Annotated in this window: 16 protein-coding genes; 5 read left to right on the forward strand and 11 right to left on the reverse strand. The window is 73.9% G+C overall.

The window, feature by feature from the left end:
- Positions 1-4 precede the first annotated feature (4 nt).
- The 8 genes from murD to mraZ form a co-directional block, all read right to left on the reverse strand.
- Positions 5-1,381 (reverse strand): UDP-N-acetylmuramoyl-L-alanine--D-glutamate ligase, encoded by a 1,377-nt coding sequence (gene murD / locus AOM05_RS11660; RefSeq protein ID WP_062522427.1) that lies wholly within the window; start codon positions 1,379-1,381, stop codon positions 5-7.
- Positions 1,378-2,463, reverse strand: coding sequence for a phospho-N-acetylmuramoyl-pentapeptide-transferase (gene mraY, locus AOM05_RS11665; protein WP_062522430.1), 1,086 nt, complete (start codon positions 2,461-2,463; stop codon positions 1,378-1,380). Before mraY ends, murD begins: the two co-directional genes overlap by 4 nt.
- On the reverse strand, positions 2,460-3,839 hold the full coding sequence (locus AOM05_RS11670) for a UDP-N-acetylmuramoyl-tripeptide--D-alanyl-D-alanine ligase (RefSeq protein ID WP_062522432.1): 1,380 nt from the start codon (positions 3,837-3,839) through the stop codon (positions 2,460-2,462). Before AOM05_RS11670 ends, mraY begins: the two co-directional genes overlap by 4 nt.
- Positions 3,836-5,374, reverse strand: coding sequence for a UDP-N-acetylmuramoyl-L-alanyl-D-glutamate--2,6-diaminopimelate ligase (locus AOM05_RS11675; RefSeq protein ID WP_156165166.1), 1,539 nt, complete (start codon positions 5,372-5,374; stop codon positions 3,836-3,838). Before AOM05_RS11675 ends, AOM05_RS11670 begins: the two co-directional genes overlap by 4 nt.
- 2 nt (positions 5,375-5,376) lie before the next feature.
- The gene (locus tag AOM05_RS11680) at positions 5,377-7,167 is read right to left on the reverse strand and encodes a peptidoglycan D,D-transpeptidase FtsI family protein (protein WP_228373288.1); all 1,791 of its coding nucleotides are present in this window, start codon (positions 7,165-7,167) and stop codon (positions 5,377-5,379) included.
- A gap of 5 nt (positions 7,168-7,172) precedes the next feature.
- Positions 7,173-7,562 carry a cell division protein FtsL gene (gene ftsL / locus AOM05_RS14310; protein WP_062522437.1) on the reverse strand — a complete coding sequence of 130 codons (390 nt, stop codon included), beginning with the start codon at positions 7,560-7,562 and terminating at the stop codon, positions 7,173-7,175.
- Positions 7,559-8,569 carry a 16S rRNA (cytosine(1402)-N(4))-methyltransferase RsmH gene (gene rsmH / locus AOM05_RS11690; protein ID WP_062522443.1) on the reverse strand — a complete coding sequence of 337 codons (1,011 nt, stop codon included), beginning with the start codon at positions 8,567-8,569 and terminating at the stop codon, positions 7,559-7,561. The genes ftsL and rsmH overlap by 4 nt, the downstream gene beginning before the upstream one ends.
- Before the next feature lie 109 nt (positions 8,570-8,678).
- Positions 8,679-9,107, reverse strand: coding sequence for a division/cell wall cluster transcriptional repressor MraZ (gene mraZ / locus AOM05_RS11695; RefSeq protein ID WP_062522445.1), 429 nt, complete (start codon positions 9,105-9,107; stop codon positions 8,679-8,681).
- Between the two features lie 241 nt (positions 9,108-9,348).
- On the opposite strand from mraZ, the gene AOM05_RS11700 reads away from it, so the two are divergent.
- From AOM05_RS11700 to AOM05_RS11710, 3 genes are read left to right on the forward strand one after another with little or no spacing between them, the layout of a single operon-like run.
- On the forward strand, positions 9,349-10,344 hold the full coding sequence (locus AOM05_RS11700; protein ID WP_062522447.1) for an AAA family ATPase: 996 nt from the start codon (positions 9,349-9,351) through the stop codon (positions 10,342-10,344).
- Positions 10,345-10,349: 5 nt separating this feature from the next.
- Positions 10,350-11,597, forward strand: a complete 1,248-nt coding sequence (locus AOM05_RS11705; protein WP_062522449.1) for a DUF58 domain-containing protein — start codon at positions 10,350-10,352, stop codon at positions 11,595-11,597.
- Positions 11,594-13,753 (forward strand): transglutaminase TgpA family protein, encoded by a 2,160-nt coding sequence (locus AOM05_RS11710; RefSeq protein ID WP_062522451.1) that lies wholly within the window; start codon positions 11,594-11,596, stop codon positions 13,751-13,753. The genes AOM05_RS11705 and AOM05_RS11710 overlap by 4 nt, the downstream gene beginning before the upstream one ends.
- Before the next feature lie 34 nt (positions 13,754-13,787).
- Here AOM05_RS11710 and AOM05_RS11715 read toward each other — a convergent pair whose 3' ends face one another.
- Positions 13,788-14,159 carry an SCO2097 family morphological protein gene (locus tag AOM05_RS11715; protein WP_062522525.1) on the reverse strand — a complete coding sequence of 124 codons (372 nt, stop codon included), beginning with the start codon at positions 14,157-14,159 and terminating at the stop codon, positions 13,788-13,790.
- A gap of 82 nt (positions 14,160-14,241) precedes the next feature.
- On the opposite strand from AOM05_RS11715, the gene AOM05_RS11720 reads away from it, so the two are divergent.
- A complete protein-coding gene (locus AOM05_RS11720) occupies positions 14,242-15,018 on the forward strand; it encodes a spermidine synthase (protein WP_062522453.1) in 777 nt (258 codons plus the stop codon).
- Positions 15,019-15,099: 81 nt separating this feature from the next.
- Here AOM05_RS11720 and AOM05_RS11725 read toward each other — a convergent pair whose 3' ends face one another.
- Positions 15,100-15,303: a cold-shock protein gene (locus tag AOM05_RS11725; RefSeq protein WP_062294355.1), complete on the reverse strand. Its 204-nt coding sequence runs from the start codon at positions 15,301-15,303 to the stop codon at positions 15,100-15,102.
- 144 nt (positions 15,304-15,447) lie between these two features.
- Positions 15,448-16,371, reverse strand: a complete 924-nt coding sequence (locus tag AOM05_RS11730; protein ID WP_062522527.1) for a PAC2 family protein — start codon at positions 16,369-16,371, stop codon at positions 15,448-15,450.
- A gap of 153 nt (positions 16,372-16,524) precedes the next feature.
- On the opposite strand from AOM05_RS11730, the gene AOM05_RS11735 reads away from it, so the two are divergent.
- On the forward strand, positions 16,525-18,708 hold the full coding sequence (locus AOM05_RS11735) for a HelD family protein (RefSeq protein ID WP_062522455.1): 2,184 nt from the start codon (positions 16,525-16,527) through the stop codon (positions 18,706-18,708).
- The last annotated feature ends 45 nt before the right edge of the window (positions 18,709-18,753 follow it).

Consider the following 18,753-nt stretch of genomic DNA (forward strand, 5'->3'; position numbering starts at 1 on the left):
CCTCCTAGCGGTCCCACGCCTCCACCGCCCTGGTGAACGCCTCTCCTCTGTCCGCATAGCTGCGGAACTGATCGAACGATGCGCACGCGGGTGACAGGAGCACCGTGTCCCCCGGCTCCGCGAGCCCCCGGGCCGCCTGGGCCGCCCGGCTCATCACATCCTCCCCCGGAGGCACGGCCACCACGGGTATCTCGGGCGCGTGTGTCGCGAGGGCCGTCGCGAGCGGCTCCTGGTCCACGCCGATGAGCACCGCGGCCCGCACGCGGCCCGCGATCGCGCGCACCAGCGCGGAGAACTCCTGGCCCTTGGCGACCCCGCCGGCGATCCACACCACCGAACGGTCCGCGCGCCCGCCGAAGGCCGCCTCGACGGCGTGGGCGTTGGTGGCCTTCGAGTCGTCGACGTAGGCGACGCCGTCGAGGTCGCGCACCCAGGCGGTGCGATGGTGGTCGAGCCGGAACGCGCGCAGCCCGTCCCTCACCGCCTCGGGCGGCACGCCCACGGCGCGGCACAGCGCGGCCGCGGCCAGCGCGTTGGTGGCGAGGTACGGCGGCACGTCGCCGGCGACCAGGTGCGCGAGGTCGTCGACCTCGCCCAGCTCCGCGGCCTCGCGGTGGCGGTCGGGCACGAAGGCGCGGTCCACCAGCAGGCCCTCGACCACGCCCAGCTGCGACGGGGCGGGCGAGCCGAGCGTCACGCCGATCGCGCGCGCCCCCTCGACCACCTCGGCGTCCGCGACCATCGACTCGACCAGCGCGTCGGCCGCCGGGTACACGCACGCCACCTGGACGTGCTGGTACACCTTCGCCTTGTCGGCGCGGTACGCCTCGAGGCTGCCGTGCCAGTCCGTGTGGTCGTCGTCGGCGTTGAGGCACACGGCCGCGTGCGGGGAGATGGTGTGCGCGAAGTGCAGCTGGAGGCTCGCGATCTCGACCGCGACCAGGTCGGACTCCTCGCGGGCGGCGTGGATCACGGGGATGCCCATGTTGCCGCAGACCCGCACGTCGAGGCCGCCCGCGCGGGCGATCGCACCCACCATCTGCGTGGTGGTGGTCTTGCCGTTGGTGCCGGTGACCATCACCCACGGGATGCCGGGGCGCCGCACGCGCCACGCGAACTCCATCTCGGACCAGATCTCCAGGCCGGCGGCCTCGCACGCGCGCACGGCGTCGGAGTGCGGCGCGAAGCCGGGCGAGGCCATCACCACGTCGAACGTCGCGAGGTCCACCTCGGTCACGTCGCGGTGGTCGGCGGCCCCGTTGGCGTCGACGGTGACCGCGGTCCCGCCGAGCTCGCGCGTCACCTCGGCCGCGGAGGTGCCGGCGATGCCGACCCCGAGGACGAGCACGCGACGGCCCTCGAGGGTCGTCAGGTCCGTCACAGCGATGCCACCCACTCCGCGTAGAAGATCCCGACGCCGAGCCCGGTGAACATCGCCGCGATGATCCAGAACCGGACCACGATGGTGACCTCGCCCCAGCCCATCAGCTCGAAGTGATGGTGCAGGGGGGCCATCTTGAACAGCCGCTTGCCGCCCGAGATCTTGAACCAGCCGATCTGCAGGACCGAGCTCGCCACCACCAGCACGAACAGGCCGCCGACGATCACGCCGAGCAGCTCCGTCCGCGTCACCATGGTCATGCCGGCGATCGCGCCGCCGAGCGCGAGCGAGCCGGTGTCGCCCATGAAGATCTTCGCGGGGCTCGCGTTCCACCACAGGAAGCCCAGGCAGGCGCCGGCGATCGCGCCGGCGAGGATCGCGAGGTCCCACGGGTCGCGGACCTCGTAGCAGGTGGAGCCGGCGCCGGGGGCGCCGCAGGCCTGGTTGATCTGCCACAGCCCGATGAGCACGTACGCGGCGAAGAAGATCACCGCGGTGCCGCTGGCGAGGCCGTCGAGACCGTCGGTGAGGTTGACCGCGTTGGACCACGCCGTGATGAGCAGGTTGGACCAGATCACGAACAGGATGAGGCCGATCGTGGGTCCCCAGATCGCGAAGTCCAGGTTCGTGTCGCGCAGGAAGGACACGGCGGACGACGCGGGGGTCACCCCGTTCGCGTCGGGGAACTGGAGCGCGAGGATGCCGAACGAGATGCCGACCACGCCCTGGCCCAGGAACTTCCAACGTGCCTTGAGGCCCAGCGAGCGCTCGCGCGAGATCTTGATCGCGTCGTCGAGGAAGCCGACCAGGCCGAGCCCCACCATGAGGAAGACGACGAGCATGGACGATGCGCTGGGCGCCCTGCCGACGAGGAGGTTGCCTCCCAGCCACGCGAGGACGGCGGCGAGGATGATGACGACGCCTCCCATGGTGGGGGTGCCGCGCTTGACGTGGTGGCTCGCCGGACCGTCCTGGCGGATGAACTGGCCGAACTGGCGGTGGGTGAGGTACCGGATGAACACCGGGGTCGCCAGGAGTGACAGCAGGACTCCGAGCCCTGCCGCGAACACGACCGCCTTCATCCGACTCCTCCCACGAGCTGATCGGCGAGCTCCCACAGGCCGGAGCCGTGGGACGCCTTGACGAGGACCGTGTCCCCCGGCCGCAGCGTCTCCTCGAGGAGCGCGCGCGCCTCGGCGATTGTATCGACGTAGGCGGCCTCGTCGCCCCACGACCCCTCGCGCACCGCGCCGACGTACGCGGCCCGCGCGCCCTCGCCGACGATGATGGTGCGGTCGATCCGCAGGCGCACCACGTCGGTGCCGATCGAGTCGTGGATCTCCGTCGACGCGTCCCCCAGCTCGAGGATCGCGCCGAGCACCGCGATGCTGCGGCCGCCCTCGGCGACGAGCTTGAGCGCGCGCAGCGCGGCGCGCACGGACTCGATGGACGCGTTGTACGCGTCGTCGATCACGGTGACGCCGTCGGGGCGCTCGGTGACGGCCATGCGGTGCGCGGAGACCGGCCCGGCGGCGGCCACGCGCCGCCACGCCTCGTCGGGGTCCAACCCGCATTCGAGGCACACGGCGAGCGCGGCGAGCGCGTTGGTGACGTGGTGCTCGCCCACGAGCGACAGCGTGCGGCGCGGCAGCTCGCGCGGCGGCTCGCCGGCGAGCACCACCTCGAGCGACGCGCGGCCGCGCTCGGTGGTGACGCCGCGCGCGGCGACGTCGCCGTGGCCCACGCCGAAGGTGACCGAGCGCTCCGCCAGCGCGGCCATGGGGGCGACCCGCGCATCGTCCCCGTTCACCACGGCGACCCCGCCGGGGACCAGGCCCTTCACGATCTCGCTCTTCGCGACCGCAACGTCGTCGGGCGACGCGTACTCCCCCATGTGGGCGGTGCCGACGGTGAGCGCGACGGCGACGTCGAGCGGCGCGATGTCGGTGAGGTAGGCGATGTGGCCCAGCCCGCTGGCGCCCATCTCGAGGACCAGGTGGCGGGTGGTCGAGTCGGCGCGCAGCACCGTGAGCGGCATGCCGATCTCGTTGTTGAAGCTGCCTACCGGCGCGACCACGTCGGGCAGGGACTGCGCGAGCAGGTCCTTGGTGGTGGTCTTGCCGTTGGAGCCCGTGATGCCGATCACGGTGATCTGGCCCTCCGAGCGCAGCAGCGCGAGGTAGGCGCGCGCGAGCAGGCCGAGCGCCGCCTGGACGTCCGCGACCAGCACGTGCGGCGCGTCCACCGGCTCCGACACGAGGCACAGCGCGGCGCCCGCGGCCACGGCCTGCGGGACGTAGTCGTGGCCATCGACCCGCTCCCCCACGAACGCGACGTAGAGGTGGCCGGGCTCGATGGCGCGCGAGTCCTTCTCGACGCCCGTGACGAGCGTGTCGACGTCCGCGGCGAGCGTGCCGCCCACGGCGTTCGCCACCCACTGGGCGGTGACGGGCCTCACGCGCGCTCCTCGCGCACGGCGGCCAGGGCGTCGAGGAAGGCCCCCGCGTCGGTGTAGGGGTGGTGCACTCCGTCGATCTCCTGCGTGGTCTCGTGGCCCTTGCCGGTGGCGATGATGGTGTCCTCGGGCCCGGCCATGCGCACGGCCGCCTGGACGGCGGCGGCGCGCGGCGAGATCTCGAGCACGTCGCGGCGGTCCGGCCGCTCGGCGTCGACGCCCTCGAGGATCCGGGAGCGGATGTGCTCGGGCGGCTCGGTGCGGGGGTTCTCGTCGGTGACGATCACCACGTCGGCATGCGTCGCGGCGGCGGTGCCGAGGCCCGGCCGCTTCGAGTCGTCCCGCAGCCCGTCGCAGCCGAACACGATGAAGATACGACCGGGGGTGACGAGCCGCATCGCGTCGAGGACGCTCGCGATGCCGTCGGGCGTGTGCGCGTAGTCGACCACCGTCATGGGGGTGTCCGCGTCGCGCGTGGTGACGATCTCGGTGCGGCCGGGCACGGGGCGCGCGGTCTCGACGCCGCGGATCGCGTCCGCCAGCGGGACGCCCATCGCGTGCGCCGCCACGATCGCGCCGGTCGCGTTCGAGACGTTGATGAGGCCGGGCAGCGGGATGTCGACGTCGTGGCGCGAGGCGTCGGGGGCGACGAGCACGAACCGCATGCCGCCACGCTCGGTGGGCCACGCCTCGACCGCGTTCCAGTCGCCGCGGGGCGACCCGGGGCGGGTGGAGACCGTCTCGACGGGTACGAAGACCTCGTCGACCAGCCGCTGGCCCCACTCGTCGTCGATGAGCACCACGGCGCGGTCCGCGAACTCGGGCGTGAAGATGCGCGCCTTCTCCTCGAAGTACTCCTCCATGGTGTGGTGGAAGTCGAGGTGCTCGTACGAGAGGTTGGTGAACAGCACCACCGCGAAGCGGGTGGCGGTGACCCGGTCCAGCGCGATCGCCTGCGACGAGGCCTCCGCGACGGCCGCGCCCACGCCGGCCTCGCGCATGCGCGCGAGCAGGCCCTGGAGCATGGGCGCCTCGGTGGTGGTGCGGGCGGCGGGCGCGGACTCGTCGCCGATCCGCATCTCGACGGTGCCGAGCAGGCCCACCTTCTCGTGGACGGTGCGCAGCGCGCCCTCCACCAGGAAGGACGTGGTGGTCTTGCCGTTGGTGCCGGTGATGCCCACCAGCGGGACGTCGCGGGACGGGTCGGCGTAGACCTCCGCGGCGGCGAGCGCCGCCGAGCGGCGCGGGTGGGTGACCACCAGCACGGGCACGCCGGTGGCCAGCGAGAGCTCGGCGCCCTCGTGGTCGGTGATGATGGCGGCCGCGCCGTTCGCGACGGCCTGCGCGGCGAACCGCGCGCCGTGGACGTTCTCGCCGGGCAGCGCGCAGAACAGGTCGCCCGGGCGGGCGTCGCGGGAGTCGACGGTGGCCCCGGTCACGCGCACGTCGGGTCCGTGCAGGTCCGCGCCCACGCGCGCCTCGATGGCGCTGAGCAGGGCGCCGGCGACGCGGTGGGGACGCATCGAGAGGTCCGGCATTCTCACTTCCAGGTGGTCGGGTACAGCGTGGGCTCCGTCGTGGACGGCGGCACCCGCAGGGACTGCAACGCAAAGGTTGCCACATCCTTGAACACGGGGGCGGCGGTGGTGCCGCCCCAGATCTCGGTCTTCGGATCGCGCAGGATGACGGACACGACGATACGCGGGTCGTCGGCCGGGGCGATGCCGATGAAGGACGCGACGATCGACGTGAGCCGGCCGTCGGCACCCGCGGCCTGCGCGGTTCCGGTCTTGCCCGCGACGCGGTAGCCGTCGATGCGGGCCAGCACGCCGGTGCCTCCGTCCTGGGTGACGTCCTCGAGCATGGTGAGCACCTGGTTGGCGGTGGACTTCGACACCACCCGCTCGGACTTCGCCGTCTCGCGCGGCGTGAACGTGCCGTCGGCGTCGGTGAAGCCCTTCACCACGGTGGGCTGCAGCTTGACGCCCTCGTTCGCGATGATGGAGAACACCTGGGTCGCCTGGAGCGCGGTGACCGCGATGCCCTGGCCGAACGTCACGCCCCACGTGGTGCGGCCGTCCCAGTCCTCCCAGTCGCGCAGGATGCCGGCCGACTCGCCGTAGAGGCCCACCCCGGTGGTCTCGCCGAAGCCGAACTTGCGCAGGTACTCCTCGCGGGTCGCCGCGCTCATCAGCTCGCCCACCTGGACCGTGCCGGTGTTGGAGGAGGTCGCGAGGATGCCCGACAGCGTGAGCTTCTGCGTCTCGTGCTCGTGGGAGTCGGTGAACGTCTGGTCGTTGGCGGTCGTGTACTTGTACGGCGCCGTGAAGTGCGTGAGCGGCGTCGCGACGCCCTCCTCGATCGCGGCCGCCATGGTGATGACCTTCGCGGTCGAGCCGGGCTCGAAGATGGTCGACACGGAGCGCGCGCCGCGGTCGTCGGAGTCGGAGGCCGCCGGGTCGTTCGGGTCGACCGAGTCGGAGTCCACCAGCGCGAGGATCTCCCCCGTCTGCGTGTCCTGCACCACCACGGTGGCCTGGCTCGCGCCGGTCTCCGCGATCGCCTCCTGGGCGCGCTGCTGCGCGTACCACTGGATGTCCTGGTCGACGGTGAGGACCACGTCCTCGCCGGGGACGGCGGCGGTCTCCTCCTGGACACCGGTGGGGATGAGGTAGGCGCCGGTCGAGTCGCGCTCGTACTTGATCTCGCCCGGCGTGCCCTCGAGCACGTCCTCGTAGGCGGCCTCGACGCCGGTCAGGCCCACCGTGCCGGTGCCCTCGGCGGTGCCGCCCATGAAGCCCACCACGTTGCCCGCGAGCGAATCGTTCGGGTAGACGCGCTTCTCGACCTGCTCGGGCTCGATGCCGACGATCTTCTCCGCGGCGATGAGCTCCCACTTCTCGGGCGAGATGTCCTTGACCAGGTACGCGAACGTGCTGTCGCCCACCATCGCGGCGCCCAGCTCGTCGGGGTCCATGTCGAGGATGGGCGCGAGGATCTCCGCGGCGCCGGCGGGTCCGGACGCGACGATCTCGCCGTCCTCGGTGCGCACGAAGTCGCGGATCTTCACCTGGTTGACGCCCACGTTGTAGCGCTCGACGGAGGTGGCGAGCACCACGCCGTCGCGGTCGACGATGTCGGCGCGCGGCACGGAGAGCTCCCGGGTGACGAGCCGCTCCTCGAGGGCCTCGCTGGCGATGGACTGGGCGTTGACGGCCTGGATCATCACCAGCCGGGCGGCGAACACGAGGATCACGGCGAGGAGGACCACAGTGAGGATCCGCTGCCGCAACCGCGGATCCGCCATGCGGGGCGCGCGGGGCGAAGGCATCCGGTCTACTTCTTCCCTGTCTCGAGGACCATGCCGTCCGATAGTGACACGGTGCCGAGCGCGGACGCGGGAGCCATGCCGAGGCGCGCCGCGCGGTCCGCGAGGCTCGCCGGCGAGGCGTTGCCGTCGAGGGTCTCGTTGAGCGCGGCCTGCTGGACGTGGAGGTCGGCGATCTCGAGCTTGAGGTCGCGGCGCTCGTACGCGCCCTCCGCCATGGACGTGTTGATGAGCAGCACCGAGGCGAGCGCGGCGAGCACGATCCCGATGCACAGCAGCGCGAACGGCGCCAGCGAGCGCGGCGTGTCGGGAGCGGACACGGCCCGCAGCTGGCGGCGGGGCGCCGCCTCGGGACGCGGCGCGTAGGCGCGCTGCTGGCGCAGGGGTGCGGCGCTCATGCGGTCCTCCTCAGACGCTCGGGCGGGGTGGCCTTGAGGCGCTCGGCCGCGCGGAGGCGGACGGGCTTGGAACGGGGGTTCGACTCGGCCTCCTCGGGCGACGCCTTCTCGGCGCCGCGGGTGAGGAGGCGGAGGTACGGCTGCGCCGACTCGGGCACCACCGGCAGCCCGGGGGGCGCCTGGGTCTCGGCGCCCTCGGCGAACGCGCGCTTGACGATGCGGTCCTCGAGCGAGTGGTACGACTCCACCACCACGCGCCCTCCGACGCCGACGCCCTCGATCGCGGCGGGGATCGCGCGCTCGAGCACCTCGAGCTCCCGGTTGACGGCGATGCGCAGCGCCTGGAAGGTGCGCTTCGCGGGGTTGCCGGCGCCCGGCGTGCGGGTCGCGGCGGGGATGCAGGCGCGCACGAGGTCGACGAGCTCGGCCGACCGGGTCAGCGGCGCCGTCTCGCGGCGGCGCACGATGGACCGGGCGATCTTGGAAGCGAAGCGCTCCTCGCCGTACTCGCGCAGGATCCGCGCGAGCTCGCGCTCGTCGGCGTCGCGCAACAGGTCCGCCGCGGAGACGGGATCCGCGGGGTTCATGCGCATGTCCAACGGGGCGTCCTGCGCGTAGGAGAAGCCGCGCTCCGCGTCGTCGATCTGCAGCGAGCTCACGCCGAGGTCGAGCAGGATGCCGTCGGCGTGGGCGACGCCGGCCGCCGCGAGGGCTCCGGGGATGTCGTCGTACTCGGCGTGGTGCGCGATGAAGCGGTCGCCGAACCGGGCGAGGCGCGCCGAGGCCAGCGCGATCGCCTGCGGGTCGCGGTCGATGCCGACCACGCGCGCCTGCGGGCAGCGCTCGAGGATGCCCTCGGTGTGGCCGCCCATCCCGAGTGTGCCGTCGATCGCGACCGCGCCCTCGTGGTCGAGCGCGGGTGCGAGGAGGTCGACGCAGCGCTCGAGCATGACCGGCCGGTGCCGCGACGCCGCGTCCTCACGCGCATCGTTCCCGTTCTCGCCCATCGTCCCTCCTCTCCCGGTGCCGCCCGTGCCCCGTGGTCTCCCTCCGAGCTCCTCTGGCGGGGGGAAGTCCGCCAGAGCGATCCGGGAGGAGGCCACAGGGCACGCGCTCCTACATGTCGTCGAAGATCTCTGCCGCCGTCTCCGCATACGCGTCCTCGCCGGCCTCGAGGTACTGCTCCCACCTCTCCGCGTCCCAGATCTCGACACGCGAGCCCATGCCCACCACGGCGACGTCGCGCTCGAGCCCCGCGTAGCGGCGCAGCGGCTGCGACAGCAGGATCCGGCCCTGCTTGTCGGGGATGTCGTCGCTCGCGTGCCCGAGGAAGCTGCGCAGGTAATCCCGCGCCGCCTTGTTCTCGAGCGGCGCGCGGCGCAGCCGTTCGTGGATGAGCGCGAACTCGTCCAGCGGGAACAGGAACACGCAGCGGTCGAGACCGCGGGTTGCGACCAGCCCGGAGGCGAGCCGGCCGCGGAACTTCGCCGGGAGGATCAGCCGCCCCTTGTCATCCAGGCGCGGCGTGAAGGTGCCCAGGAACACACCCGTGGGCCCAAGGCCGAACGTCGTGCTCTCAGACATCGGCCCCTCCCCTCAGGCTCCCAGTCCCTCCCGATGCCCCCACTTTACTCCACTTCCCTCCACATGTCTCGGAAAACGGGCAGAAAGTTCGCTAGATTCCGCTAAAACACCAGGTAGTCCGAGAGACGAAGCGGTGGAGGGAAATCTCTATCGCCGGGGCCGCGATGGCTCAACTAGGCTCGGACCAAGGGAGAGGGGAACCATGACGACGACCGTCCCGACCGCCGCGCAGCTCGCCGAGGTGGCCGACCTGGCCCTGCGCGTGCGCACGCAGCTCCAGACAGTGCTGTCCGGTCTCGACGAGGCGGTGGATGCGACGCTGGCGACGATCCTCGCGGAGGGACACCTGCTGCTCGAGGACGTGCCCGGCGTGGGCAAGACCACCCTGGCTCGCGCGCTGGGACGCGCGCTCGACACCACGGTGGGCCGCATCCAGTTCACGCCGGACCTGCTCCCGTCCGACGTCACGGGCGTGAGCGTGTTCCGCGGCGACGAGCACCGCTTCGAGTTCCGTCCGGGCCCGGTGTTCGCGAACATCGTCGTGGCGGACGAGATCAACCGCGCGTCGCCCAAGACGCAGGCCGCGCTGCTCGAGTCGATGCAGGAGCGCGCCGTCACCGTCGACGGGGAGACCCGGCCGCTGCCCGCGCCGTTCCTGGTGGTCGCGACGCAGAACCCGATCGACATGGAGGGCACCTACCCCCTGCCGGAGGCGCAGCGCGACCGCTTCATGACACGCATCGCGGTCGGGTACCCGAGCTCCGACGACGAGATCGCGATGCTCGACGCCCACGACGGCCACGACCCCCTCGCGGAGGTCCGGCCCGTCGCGACGGCCGCGGACCTCGAGCGCGCGATCGCGACCGTGCGAGGCATCTACGGCTCGCCCGCCGTCAAGCAGTACCTGGTGGACGTGGTGCGGGGCACGCGCGAGAGCCCGGACCTGCGCCTGGGCGCGTCGCCGCGCTCGTCGCTGCAGCTGCTCGCCGCGGCGAAGGCGCGCGCGGCGATGGCGGGTCGGGACCACGTGCTTCCGGACGACGTGAAGGCGCTCGCCGTCCCGGTGCTCGCCCACCGCGTGATCCCCGCGGCGCAGGCGCGTGCCGCGGGCCGTTCCGCGGAGGCCGTGATCCAGGACATCCTCGCGCGCGTCGCGGTGCCCGCGGCCCGCGCCCCCGAGGCGCTGTCGCGCGGATGAGGCGCGTGACCGCCCCGATGCGTCGCGATCAGGACGCGGAGACGGTGGTGACGCCCCGCGGCGTGGGCCTGGCCGCGGGCGGCGGCGCCCTCCTGCTCGTGGGCGTGGGCTTCGCATCCGCTCCCCTGGTGCTCATCGGCGCGACCGTGCTCGCCGCCGCCGCGGTCGCGGCCGCGTGGATCGTGGCGCAGGTGCTCACCACCCGGGCGCGCGTGCATGCCGTCGCGCGCGAGGTGGTGCCCGCGACCCTGAGCGCCGGCATGCCCGCGCAGGTGACCGTGCGCGTCGGGGTGCGCGGCGCCCTGGCCCGCGCGATGCGGCTGCGCGAGCAGGCCGCCGCGGAGCTCACGGGCGGCGCAGGGACGCGCGCCGCGATCTCGCGCAGGGCCGGCACCGTGGAGCTGCGCTACCGCCTCGAGCCGTCGAGGCGCGGCCGCTGGCTGCTGGGCCCGGCGCTCGCCCGCGCAGCCGACCCGTTCGGTCTCGCCTGGTCCGACCGCGCGGTGGGGCCGGCGGCCGAGGTCGCCGTGTGGCCCGCGGTGGTGGACCTCGCCGCGAGCGCGGGCGAGCTCATGGGCAGCGCGGACCGCGCGCACGCGGGCGCCCGCACCCCCGCGGCCGACGACGCGTCGCTGCGGGACTACCGCGACGGCGACGACCTCCGCCGCGTGCACTGGGCCTCGTCCGCGCGCCGCGGCACGCTGGTGGTGCGGTCCGAGGAGCAGCAGGGGCGCACCGCCGCGACCATCCTGCTGGGGCTGCCTCCCGCTCCGACGGGCCTCGAGTGGGCCATCACCGCGGCGGCCTCCGTCGCGCTGTCCGTGGTCGAGGCCGGGCACCCGGTGCGGCTCATCGCGGGCGCTCAGGAGACGTCGGTGCACGACACCCACGGCCGCGCCGCGGAGTCCGCGCGGGCCACGATCCTCGACTCCACCGTCGACCTGGCCCCCACCGACAGCACCGCGGAGGCCGACCGGCTCATCGCGGCCGGCGCGGGCCGGCTCGACCCCGGCCACCGCGACGTGGTGGTCGCCGTGATCGAGCCGTCGGGGTCCGTGGCGCTGCGCGCCCTCGCGCCGCTGGGCGAGACGGGGCGGGCGTGGGCGATCGTGCGGGCCCCGGAGTCCGCACGCTCCCGCGCCGACCGCACCGTCCAGACGCTCACCGCCGCGGGCTGGCGCGCGATCGCCACCATCGAGCCGGAGCGCCTCGAGGACGCGTGGGCGAGGCTGCTCGCCGAGGAGGTGCTGTGAACGGCGGGCGGTGGCGCCTCATCGCCACGCCGCTGATCGCCCTCGCGACCGGGCTCGGGGTGGGTGGCCTGTCGGGGCTCGTGGTGTTCGGCGACTGGCTGCGCCCCATGGCCGCCGTGCTCGCCGCCACGGCCGCCGTGGTGGTGCTCGCGCGGCTCGCCACCGGCCGCCCCTTCCTTCCCACGGCGGCCGGCGCCCTGGCGGGCGCGTGGCTCATCGTGGTCGCCTACGTCCCGACCGCGGACGGCGGCACGTCCTGGTTCCCGCGCGGCGAGACTCTCGACGGGATCCGCCTGGTCGCCGAGCGCGCGGTCTGGTACGCCCAGCACACCGTCGCCCCGGCGGAGGTCGAGGCGTCCCTCGCGGGCGCCATCACGCTGGCCGTGGTCGCGCTGTTCCTCGCCATCGACGCGATCGCGGTGGGCGCCGGCTTCGCGGCCTCCGCGGGCTTCCTGCTGCTGGCGCCCTGGCTTCCCGCGCTCACGCTCGAGCGGCGCGTCCCCACCGCGGTGCTCGCGCTCGCGCTTGCCGCGTGGCTCGCGGTGATCGCCCTGTCGCGGCGCAGCGACCGCGGGTCCTGGCGCGCCCGGGCGCGCGACGGCGCCTCCCCCGCACCGCCCGTCGCCGCGCTCGCGGCGACCGCGGCGACGGTCCTGGTCGCGCTGATCGCCGCCCCGCTCGCCATCGGCGGCCCCGGGTGGGGCGCGATGCCGCGCCTCACGCTGCCCGCCGAGCTCGGCGGCGCGTCGCGGCTCGACCTCGAGATCGACCTGCGTCACTCCCTGACCGAGCAGTCCTCCGAGCCCGTCCTCACGTACACCTCGAGCGACGGCCGGCTGGACGTGCTGCGGGTGTACACGTTCGGCACGTTTGACGGCACCCGCTGGGACCGCGACCCGGAGGGCGACATGCGGCCCGCCACCGGCGTCCTGTGGCCCGAGGATCTCGCCGACCCGCTGATCGCGGAGCCGAGCACCGCCACCATCGCGATCGGCGACTCGGCGGAGACGCGCGTGCCCATCCCCTCGAGCCCCCGTTCGCTCGCCGCCGGGAGCGAGTGGACCTACGACCCGTCCACCGACGAGGTGCTGATCGGGCGCCCCGAGGGGACGGTGGGCCTCACCTACACCGTGCGCTCGGCGGCCGACTTCCACACCGAGGACTCGCTGCGCGGCGCGGACGGGCTCATCGCCTCGGGCGGCGACTCCGCCGTCCCCACGCGCTACCTCGACCTCAACGAGCGCATCGACATCGAGAAGGTGCGCCAGGTCGCCGAGGCGGTGACGTCGCCCGCCACCGACCGCTACGAGACCGCGCTGCTGCTGCAGGAGTACCTGCGCGGCCCCAACTTCCAGTACTCGACGGACGTCGCGCCGTCGGGCGGCGACGCGGTGTCCGCGTTCCTCGCGGACGGCCGCGGCTACTGCGTGCAGTTCGCGACCGCGATGGTGGTGATGTCGCGCACCCTCGACATCCCGGCGCGCATGGCGATCGGGTACCTGGGCGGCGCGGAGGCCGACGGCCGCTACGTGGTGCGCGGCCGCGACGCGCACGCGTGGCCCGAGCTGTACTTCCCCGGGCACGGCTGGGTCCGCTTCGAGCCGACCCCCGCGGTGCAGACCGGCCAGCGCCCGATGTACGCGACGCCCGACCAGCAGGACACCCCGCCGGTGCCCGACGTGCGCGACACCACCCGGCCCACCGCGCAGCCCGAGCGGCCGCTGCCGACGGCCGAGCCGTCCGCGGCCCCCGCGGCCGGCGCGGGCGAGCAGGGCACCGCCGGGTCGTGGGTGCTGGTCGCCGTCCTGGTGCTGACGGCGGCGGCCGGCACGGGGCTGCTGTGGTGGCGGGCGCGCCGGGGCGCCGCCGCGATCACGGACGCCGAGAGCGCGTGGGCGTCGATGACGCGTCGGCTGGGCGCGCGCGCCGGCGACGAGACGCTCACGCCGGCGGAGACGGAGCTCGCGATCCTGGGTGAGGGCCCCGACCTGGGGGACGATGCGCGGGTCGCCCTCGCGGCCCTCCGCACCGCGGTCGAGGACCAGCGCTACGCGCCGGCGGGCAGCGGGGTGGCGGCCGACGTCCTCGCCGGCTGGGCGGACAGGGTCGCGAACGCGGCACGGGACGCGGAGAAGGGCGCCCGCTCGCGCGGGTGAGCCCGCGCCCTGCGGCGCGACTGAACTGCGGACCTTAGATGTCGCCCTGCTCGCGACGGCGCTCGAAGCGCTCCTCCATGCGGGTCATGAAGCCCTTGTCGGCCTTGCGACGACGGGCGTCCCCTCCGCTCGAGGCGACGGGGCGGCTGCCGACGGGACGGGGGGCGAGCAGCGCCCACACGGCGGCGGCCAGCATGACCGCGAACCCGGCCACGCCGACGACGATCAGCTGGGTGACGGCGCCCGTCACCACGATCCCGAGACCGGCGACGACGCCGACCCCGGCCCACACGTAGCGACCGCGGGGCCTCGACGCCCGCGCCATCGCAGAGCCGAGCTTGGCGTCCGAGCCGAGATCCCTCTCGAGCTGCTCAAGAACGCGCTGCTCGTATTCCGACAGCGGCATCTCGCCCTCCTTCTGATGCACCGTATGGTCAAGTCTATCCGTCGCGCGTCCCCCGGGCTAGACGAGCGTCTAGGGTGAGGCCATGCCACGCCAGCGGACCCGGATCGCGCCCGACGTGCCCCGAGGCGTCGAGTTCCCGATCGCGACCGGCGTCGCCGAGCTGCGAGACGAGCCCGATGGGACAACGTTCCTATGGGTCAACGGAGTTCCCAGCTCCCCGCTCGACCCCGATCCGGGCGAGCTCGCCTTCGAGTACATGCGCCACCTGTCCGCCGCCGTGGACGCGTGGGGTCTCCCGCCGCGCCTGCTCGCACTGCACGTCGGGGCCGCCGCCTGCGCCTTCCCTCGGCACCTCGCGCACCGCCTCCCCGACTCCGGTCACATCGCGGTCGACGTCGACGCGACGCTGCCCGAGCTGGTGCGCACCTGGTGGGACCTGCCCCGCGCGCCGCGCCTGCGGATCCGCGCCCAGGACGGCCTCGAGGCCGTCGCGAGCAGGCGCGATGCGAGCCTGGACCTGGTGGTGCGCGACGCGTTCGCGGGAGACACGACCCCGCCCGCGCTCGCCGGCGACGAGTGGTGGGCGCACGCGGCGCGCGCGCTGCGCCCGGGCGGCCTGGTGCTCGCGAACGTCGGCACGCGTCCCGGCGACCGGACCGCGGCGGCGGACGCGGCGGCCGCGCGCGAGGCGTTCGGCGAGGTGGTCGCGATCGGCGAGCACGCCGTCCTCAAGGGGAGGCGACGGGGCAACGTGGTGCTGGCCGCGGTCGCGGGGGGCACGCTGGATCTCGCCGCGCTGCGGCGGTACGCGGGGTCCGCGCCGCTGCCCACCGGTGTCGCGACCGACTGGCGCGGCTGAACCGTACCCGGCCCCCGCATCGTCCCCGGAGACGGCGACGGCCGCCGCCCCTTGCGGGACGACGGCCGTCGATGCTCGAATTCAGAGCGGGCGGACCTTCTCCGCCTGCGGGCCCTTCGGGCCGTTGGTCACCTCGAACTCGACGCGCTGCGCCTCCTCGAGGGAGCGGTAGCCGTCGGTCTCGATCGCCGAGTAGTGAACGAAGACGTCCGCGCCGCCACCGTCCTGAGCGATGAAGCCGTAACCCTTCTCCGCGTTGAACCACTTCACAGAGCCCTGTGCCATGCCTGTCATTCCTTACCTTCTTGCCCGGAGGACGGGAAGGCGGGGCCCCGTGCCCCACCTTGTCGCCGCAATGCCGCTCCCCGACCCAGGTGAGACAGGTTCATGCACACTACGTTCTTGCAACCGGGGCAAGCATGGCAGAAATCAGGGCTGAGTGGGGGGATCCCGTCGCTCCTGCGCGAGGAACTTCTCGAACTCCGCCGCGATCTCGTCGGCGGAGGGCAGCCCGCCCTCGATCGGCAGCCCCTGGCCGCGCGCCTCGTGGAACGCGTCGTACTGGTTCTCGAGCGCCTCGACCAGCGCCTGGACCTCCTCGCTCTCCGCGAGCTGGCGGTCGATCTCCTCGGTCGCGCGAGCCGCGGCGGCGTCGAGCGCGCCGGGGTCGAGGTCGAGCCCGGAGAGGTCCTCGAGCCCCTCGAGCGCGCGCTGCGCCGCCTGCGGGTAGGACGACTGCGCGAGGTAGTGCGGCACGTGCACCGCGACGTTGACGGCCGGCAGCCCCCACTGGCCGAACCGGTACTCGAGCAGGTTCTGCGCGGAGGCGGGCACGGTGACCGTGCCGAACATCGTGGGGGTGTCGGGCAGCAGGTCCGGATCGGTGCCGTGGATGGTCGCGGTGAGCGGGCGCGTGTGCGGCACGGCCATGGGGATGCCGTGCGATCCCAGGGTGAGGTTCACCCCCAGGCGGTCGTGCGCCTCGCGCACCGTCGCGATGTAGCGCTCCCACTGGATGTCCGGCTCGAAGCCGTGCAGCAGCAGGAAGGCGGCGCCCTCCTGATCGCGCACCATGTCGAGCGCGAGGTGCGGCTCGTCGTACGCGGTCCACTGGTTGACGGAGAACGTCATCTCGGGGCGGCGCGAGCGGTAGTCGAGCAGCTGGTCGATGTCGAACGTCGCGACCCGGATGGGGTCGCCCTCCTCGAGGATGTGGTCGGCCACCAGCGCGCCGGCACGGCCCGCGTCGATGAAGCCGCGCAGCGAGTGGAGGAGCACGGCGTCCTCCTTCGGAGCGGCGGCGGCCCAGGCCTGCACGCCCTCCGGGTCCCAGCTCAGCAGAGGTCGTTCCATGATCATCCATCCTTCCACCGTCGGCCCCCGACGGCCGCCGTTCTCGCCCTCCGCGAAACCCGCACGCGGCGGTGGTGCTTCCGGTGGTCGCGCGACTGCGCGATAATGAGGGACTGCCCTGAGGACAACGCAGGGGGTGCGGAGGGTATGCCGATGGCGAACGAGCGAGGCCTCACGGCGGAGCGCAGCGGGCTCACGTCCGAGCAGCAGGTGGTCGACGGGCTCTACGGGCGGCTCGACGAGCTGCGCGGCGAGGCCGACGGCAGGCTCGCGGCGATCCGCAGGGAGGGCCCCTCGGGCTCGCCGCAGAACCGCTCCGAGCGCGACGCCTTCGCGACGCTGTACGAGGACCGCATCGCCCAGCTCGACGCCGTCGAGGACCGCCTCTGCTTCGGCCGTCTCGACCTGCGCGACGGCGAGCGCTTCTACGTGGGCCGCATCGGGCTCTCCGACTCCGAGCACGTCCCGCTGCTCACCGACTGGCGCGCCCCCGCCGCGCGCGCCTTCTACTCCGCCACCGCCGCCAACCCGGGCGCCGTGGTCAACCGCCGCCACCTCACCACGCAGGGCCGCCGCGTCACCGCCGTCGAGGACGACGTCCTGGACGTCGAGGCGTTGCGGGAGATGGGGATGGACGATGCGCTGGCGGGCGAGGGCGCCCTTCTCGCCGCCCTCGGCGCTCGCCGTACCGGCCGGATGGGCGACATCGTCGCGACCATCCAGGCCGAGCAGGACGCCGTGATCCGCGCCCCGATGAGCGGCGCGCTGGTGGTGCAGGGCGGACCGGGCTCCGGCAAGACCGCCGTCGCGCTCCACCGTGCCGCCTACCTGCTCTACCACCACCGCGAGCAGCTCGAGTCGCGAGGCGTGCTCCTCATCGGCCCCTCGAAGACCTTCCTGCGCTACATCGACCACGTGCTCCCGTCGCTGGGCGAGACCGGTGCCGTGTCGACCACCCTGGCGGGCCTGGTCCCCGGCATCGACGTCACCGCGGTGGAGGGCGACGGCGCGGCCGAGGTCAAGGGCCGCACGGTCATGTCCGACGTGGTGAAGAACGCCGTCCGCGAGCGCCAGCGCGTCCCGCGCGCCGACCGCGAGATCCGCATCGACGGCCGCACCGTGGTGATCCGCCGCTCGGACGTCAGGGACGCCCAGGGACGCGCGCGCCGCGAGGGCCGCCCCCACAACGAGGCGCGCGCCTCGTTCGCGAAGGACATGATCGGCCGCCTCACCCGCCAGCTGGTGGAGCAGCTCGAGGTCTACTCGGACGAGGACCGGATCGAGCTCGAGCGCGACGTGCGCGACGACCGCAACGTGCGCATCGCCATCAACCTGTGCTGGCTGCCCATCACCCCCGAGCAGCTGTTGCGCGACCTGTTCTCGAAGCCGCACCTGCTCGACCACGCGGCCCGCATGCTGCCCGAGGGCGACCGCGACCTGCTGCTGCGGCCCCCGCACGCGCCGTTCACCGAGGCGGACGTGCCGCTGCTCGACGAGGCGGCGGAGCTGCTCGGCGAGATGCCCGGCGGCCGGGGTCGCCGCGCGGACGAGCCGTCGGCGGAGGAGATCCAGTACGCCAAGGACGTGCTCGAGACGTTCGGCGACGGCGGCATGGTGACCGCGGAGGCGCTGGCGAGCCGCATGAAGGGCGGCACCGCGCGACTGTCCGTCGCGGAGCGCGCGCGCAACGACCGCTCGTGGACCTACGGCCACGTGGTGGTCGACGAGGCCCAGGAGCTCAGCCCGATGGCATGGCGGATGCTGCTGCGCCGCTGCCCCACCCGGTCCTTCACGATCGTCGGCGACGTCGCCCAGACCACCTCGGTGGCCGGCACGCGCTGGTGGCCCGAGACCATGGACCCGCTGTTCCAGGCCGGCTGGGAGCTCCGCGAGCTCACCATCTCCTACCGCATCCCCGCCGCGGTGGCCGACGCTGCGCAGACGTACGCGAAGGCGGCGCGCCTGCCGGTGAGCGACCTGCGCGCGGCGCGCGAGCTGGACGATGCTGCGGGCGCCACCCGCGGCAAGGACCCGGTGGCGACGGCGGCGCGCATCGCCCGCGGCCACGAGGCGGCGTTCTCCGAGGGCGACCGCGGCCTGGTCGCCGTGATCGCCCCGCCGCGGCTGCACGCGTCCCTCCGCACCGCGCTCGGCTCGCCGACCATCGAGATCTACACGGCGCGCGAGTCGAAGGGTCTCGAGTTCGACGTGGCCGTGGTGGTCGAACCCGCGGAGATCGCGGAGCGGCCCGGCGACCTGTACGTGGCGCTCACGCGGCCCACGCGCCGGCTCGAGGTGGTGCACGCCACGCCGCTGCCGGAGGGCCTCACCCTCTAGGCCGCCCTCGGCGACCCCGGCGTGGGCCCCGGCCCGCGCATCGTC

Source organism: Demequina silvatica (genome assembly GCF_000971215.1).
GTDB classification, from domain to species: domain Bacteria; phylum Actinomycetota; class Actinomycetes; order Actinomycetales; family Demequinaceae; genus Demequina; species Demequina silvatica.

Excerpts from the sequence above, each read along its gene's own strand:
- AOM05_RS11715 (WP_062522525.1), bottom strand. The coding sequence starts at position 14,159 with ATGCCGCTGTCGGAATACGAGCAGCGCGTTCTTGAGCAGCTCGAGAGG.
- rsmH (WP_062522443.1), bottom strand. The coding sequence starts at position 8,569 with ATGGGCGAGAACGGGAACGATGCGCGTGAGGACGCGGCGTCGCGGCAC.
- AOM05_RS11735 (WP_062522455.1), top strand. The coding sequence starts at position 16,525 with ATGGCGAACGAGCGAGGCCTCACGGCGGAGCGCAGCGGGCTCACGTCC.
- AOM05_RS11730 (WP_062522527.1), bottom strand. The coding sequence starts at position 16,371 with ATGGAACGACCTCTGCTGAGCTGGGACCCGGAGGGCGTGCAGGCCTGG.
- AOM05_RS11720 (WP_062522453.1), top strand. The coding sequence starts at position 14,242 with ATGCCACGCCAGCGGACCCGGATCGCGCCCGACGTGCCCCGAGGCGTC.
- ftsL (WP_062522437.1), bottom strand. The coding sequence starts at position 7,562 with ATGAGCGCCGCACCCCTGCGCCAGCAGCGCGCCTACGCGCCGCGTCCC.
- AOM05_RS11725 (WP_062294355.1), bottom strand. The coding sequence starts at position 15,303 with ATGGCACAGGGCTCTGTGAAGTGGTTCAACGCGGAGAAGGGTTACGGC.
- AOM05_RS11680 (WP_228373288.1), bottom strand. The coding sequence starts at position 7,167 with ATGCCTTCGCCCCGCGCGCCCCGCATGGCGGATCCGCGGTTGCGGCAG.
- mraY (WP_062522430.1), bottom strand. The coding sequence starts at position 2,463 with ATGAAGGCGGTCGTGTTCGCGGCAGGGCTCGGAGTCCTGCTGTCACTC.
- AOM05_RS11700 (WP_062522447.1), top strand. The coding sequence starts at position 9,349 with ATGACGACGACCGTCCCGACCGCCGCGCAGCTCGCCGAGGTGGCCGAC.
- AOM05_RS11675 (WP_156165166.1), bottom strand. The coding sequence starts at position 5,374 with ATGCCGGACCTCTCGATGCGTCCCCACCGCGTCGCCGGCGCCCTGCTC.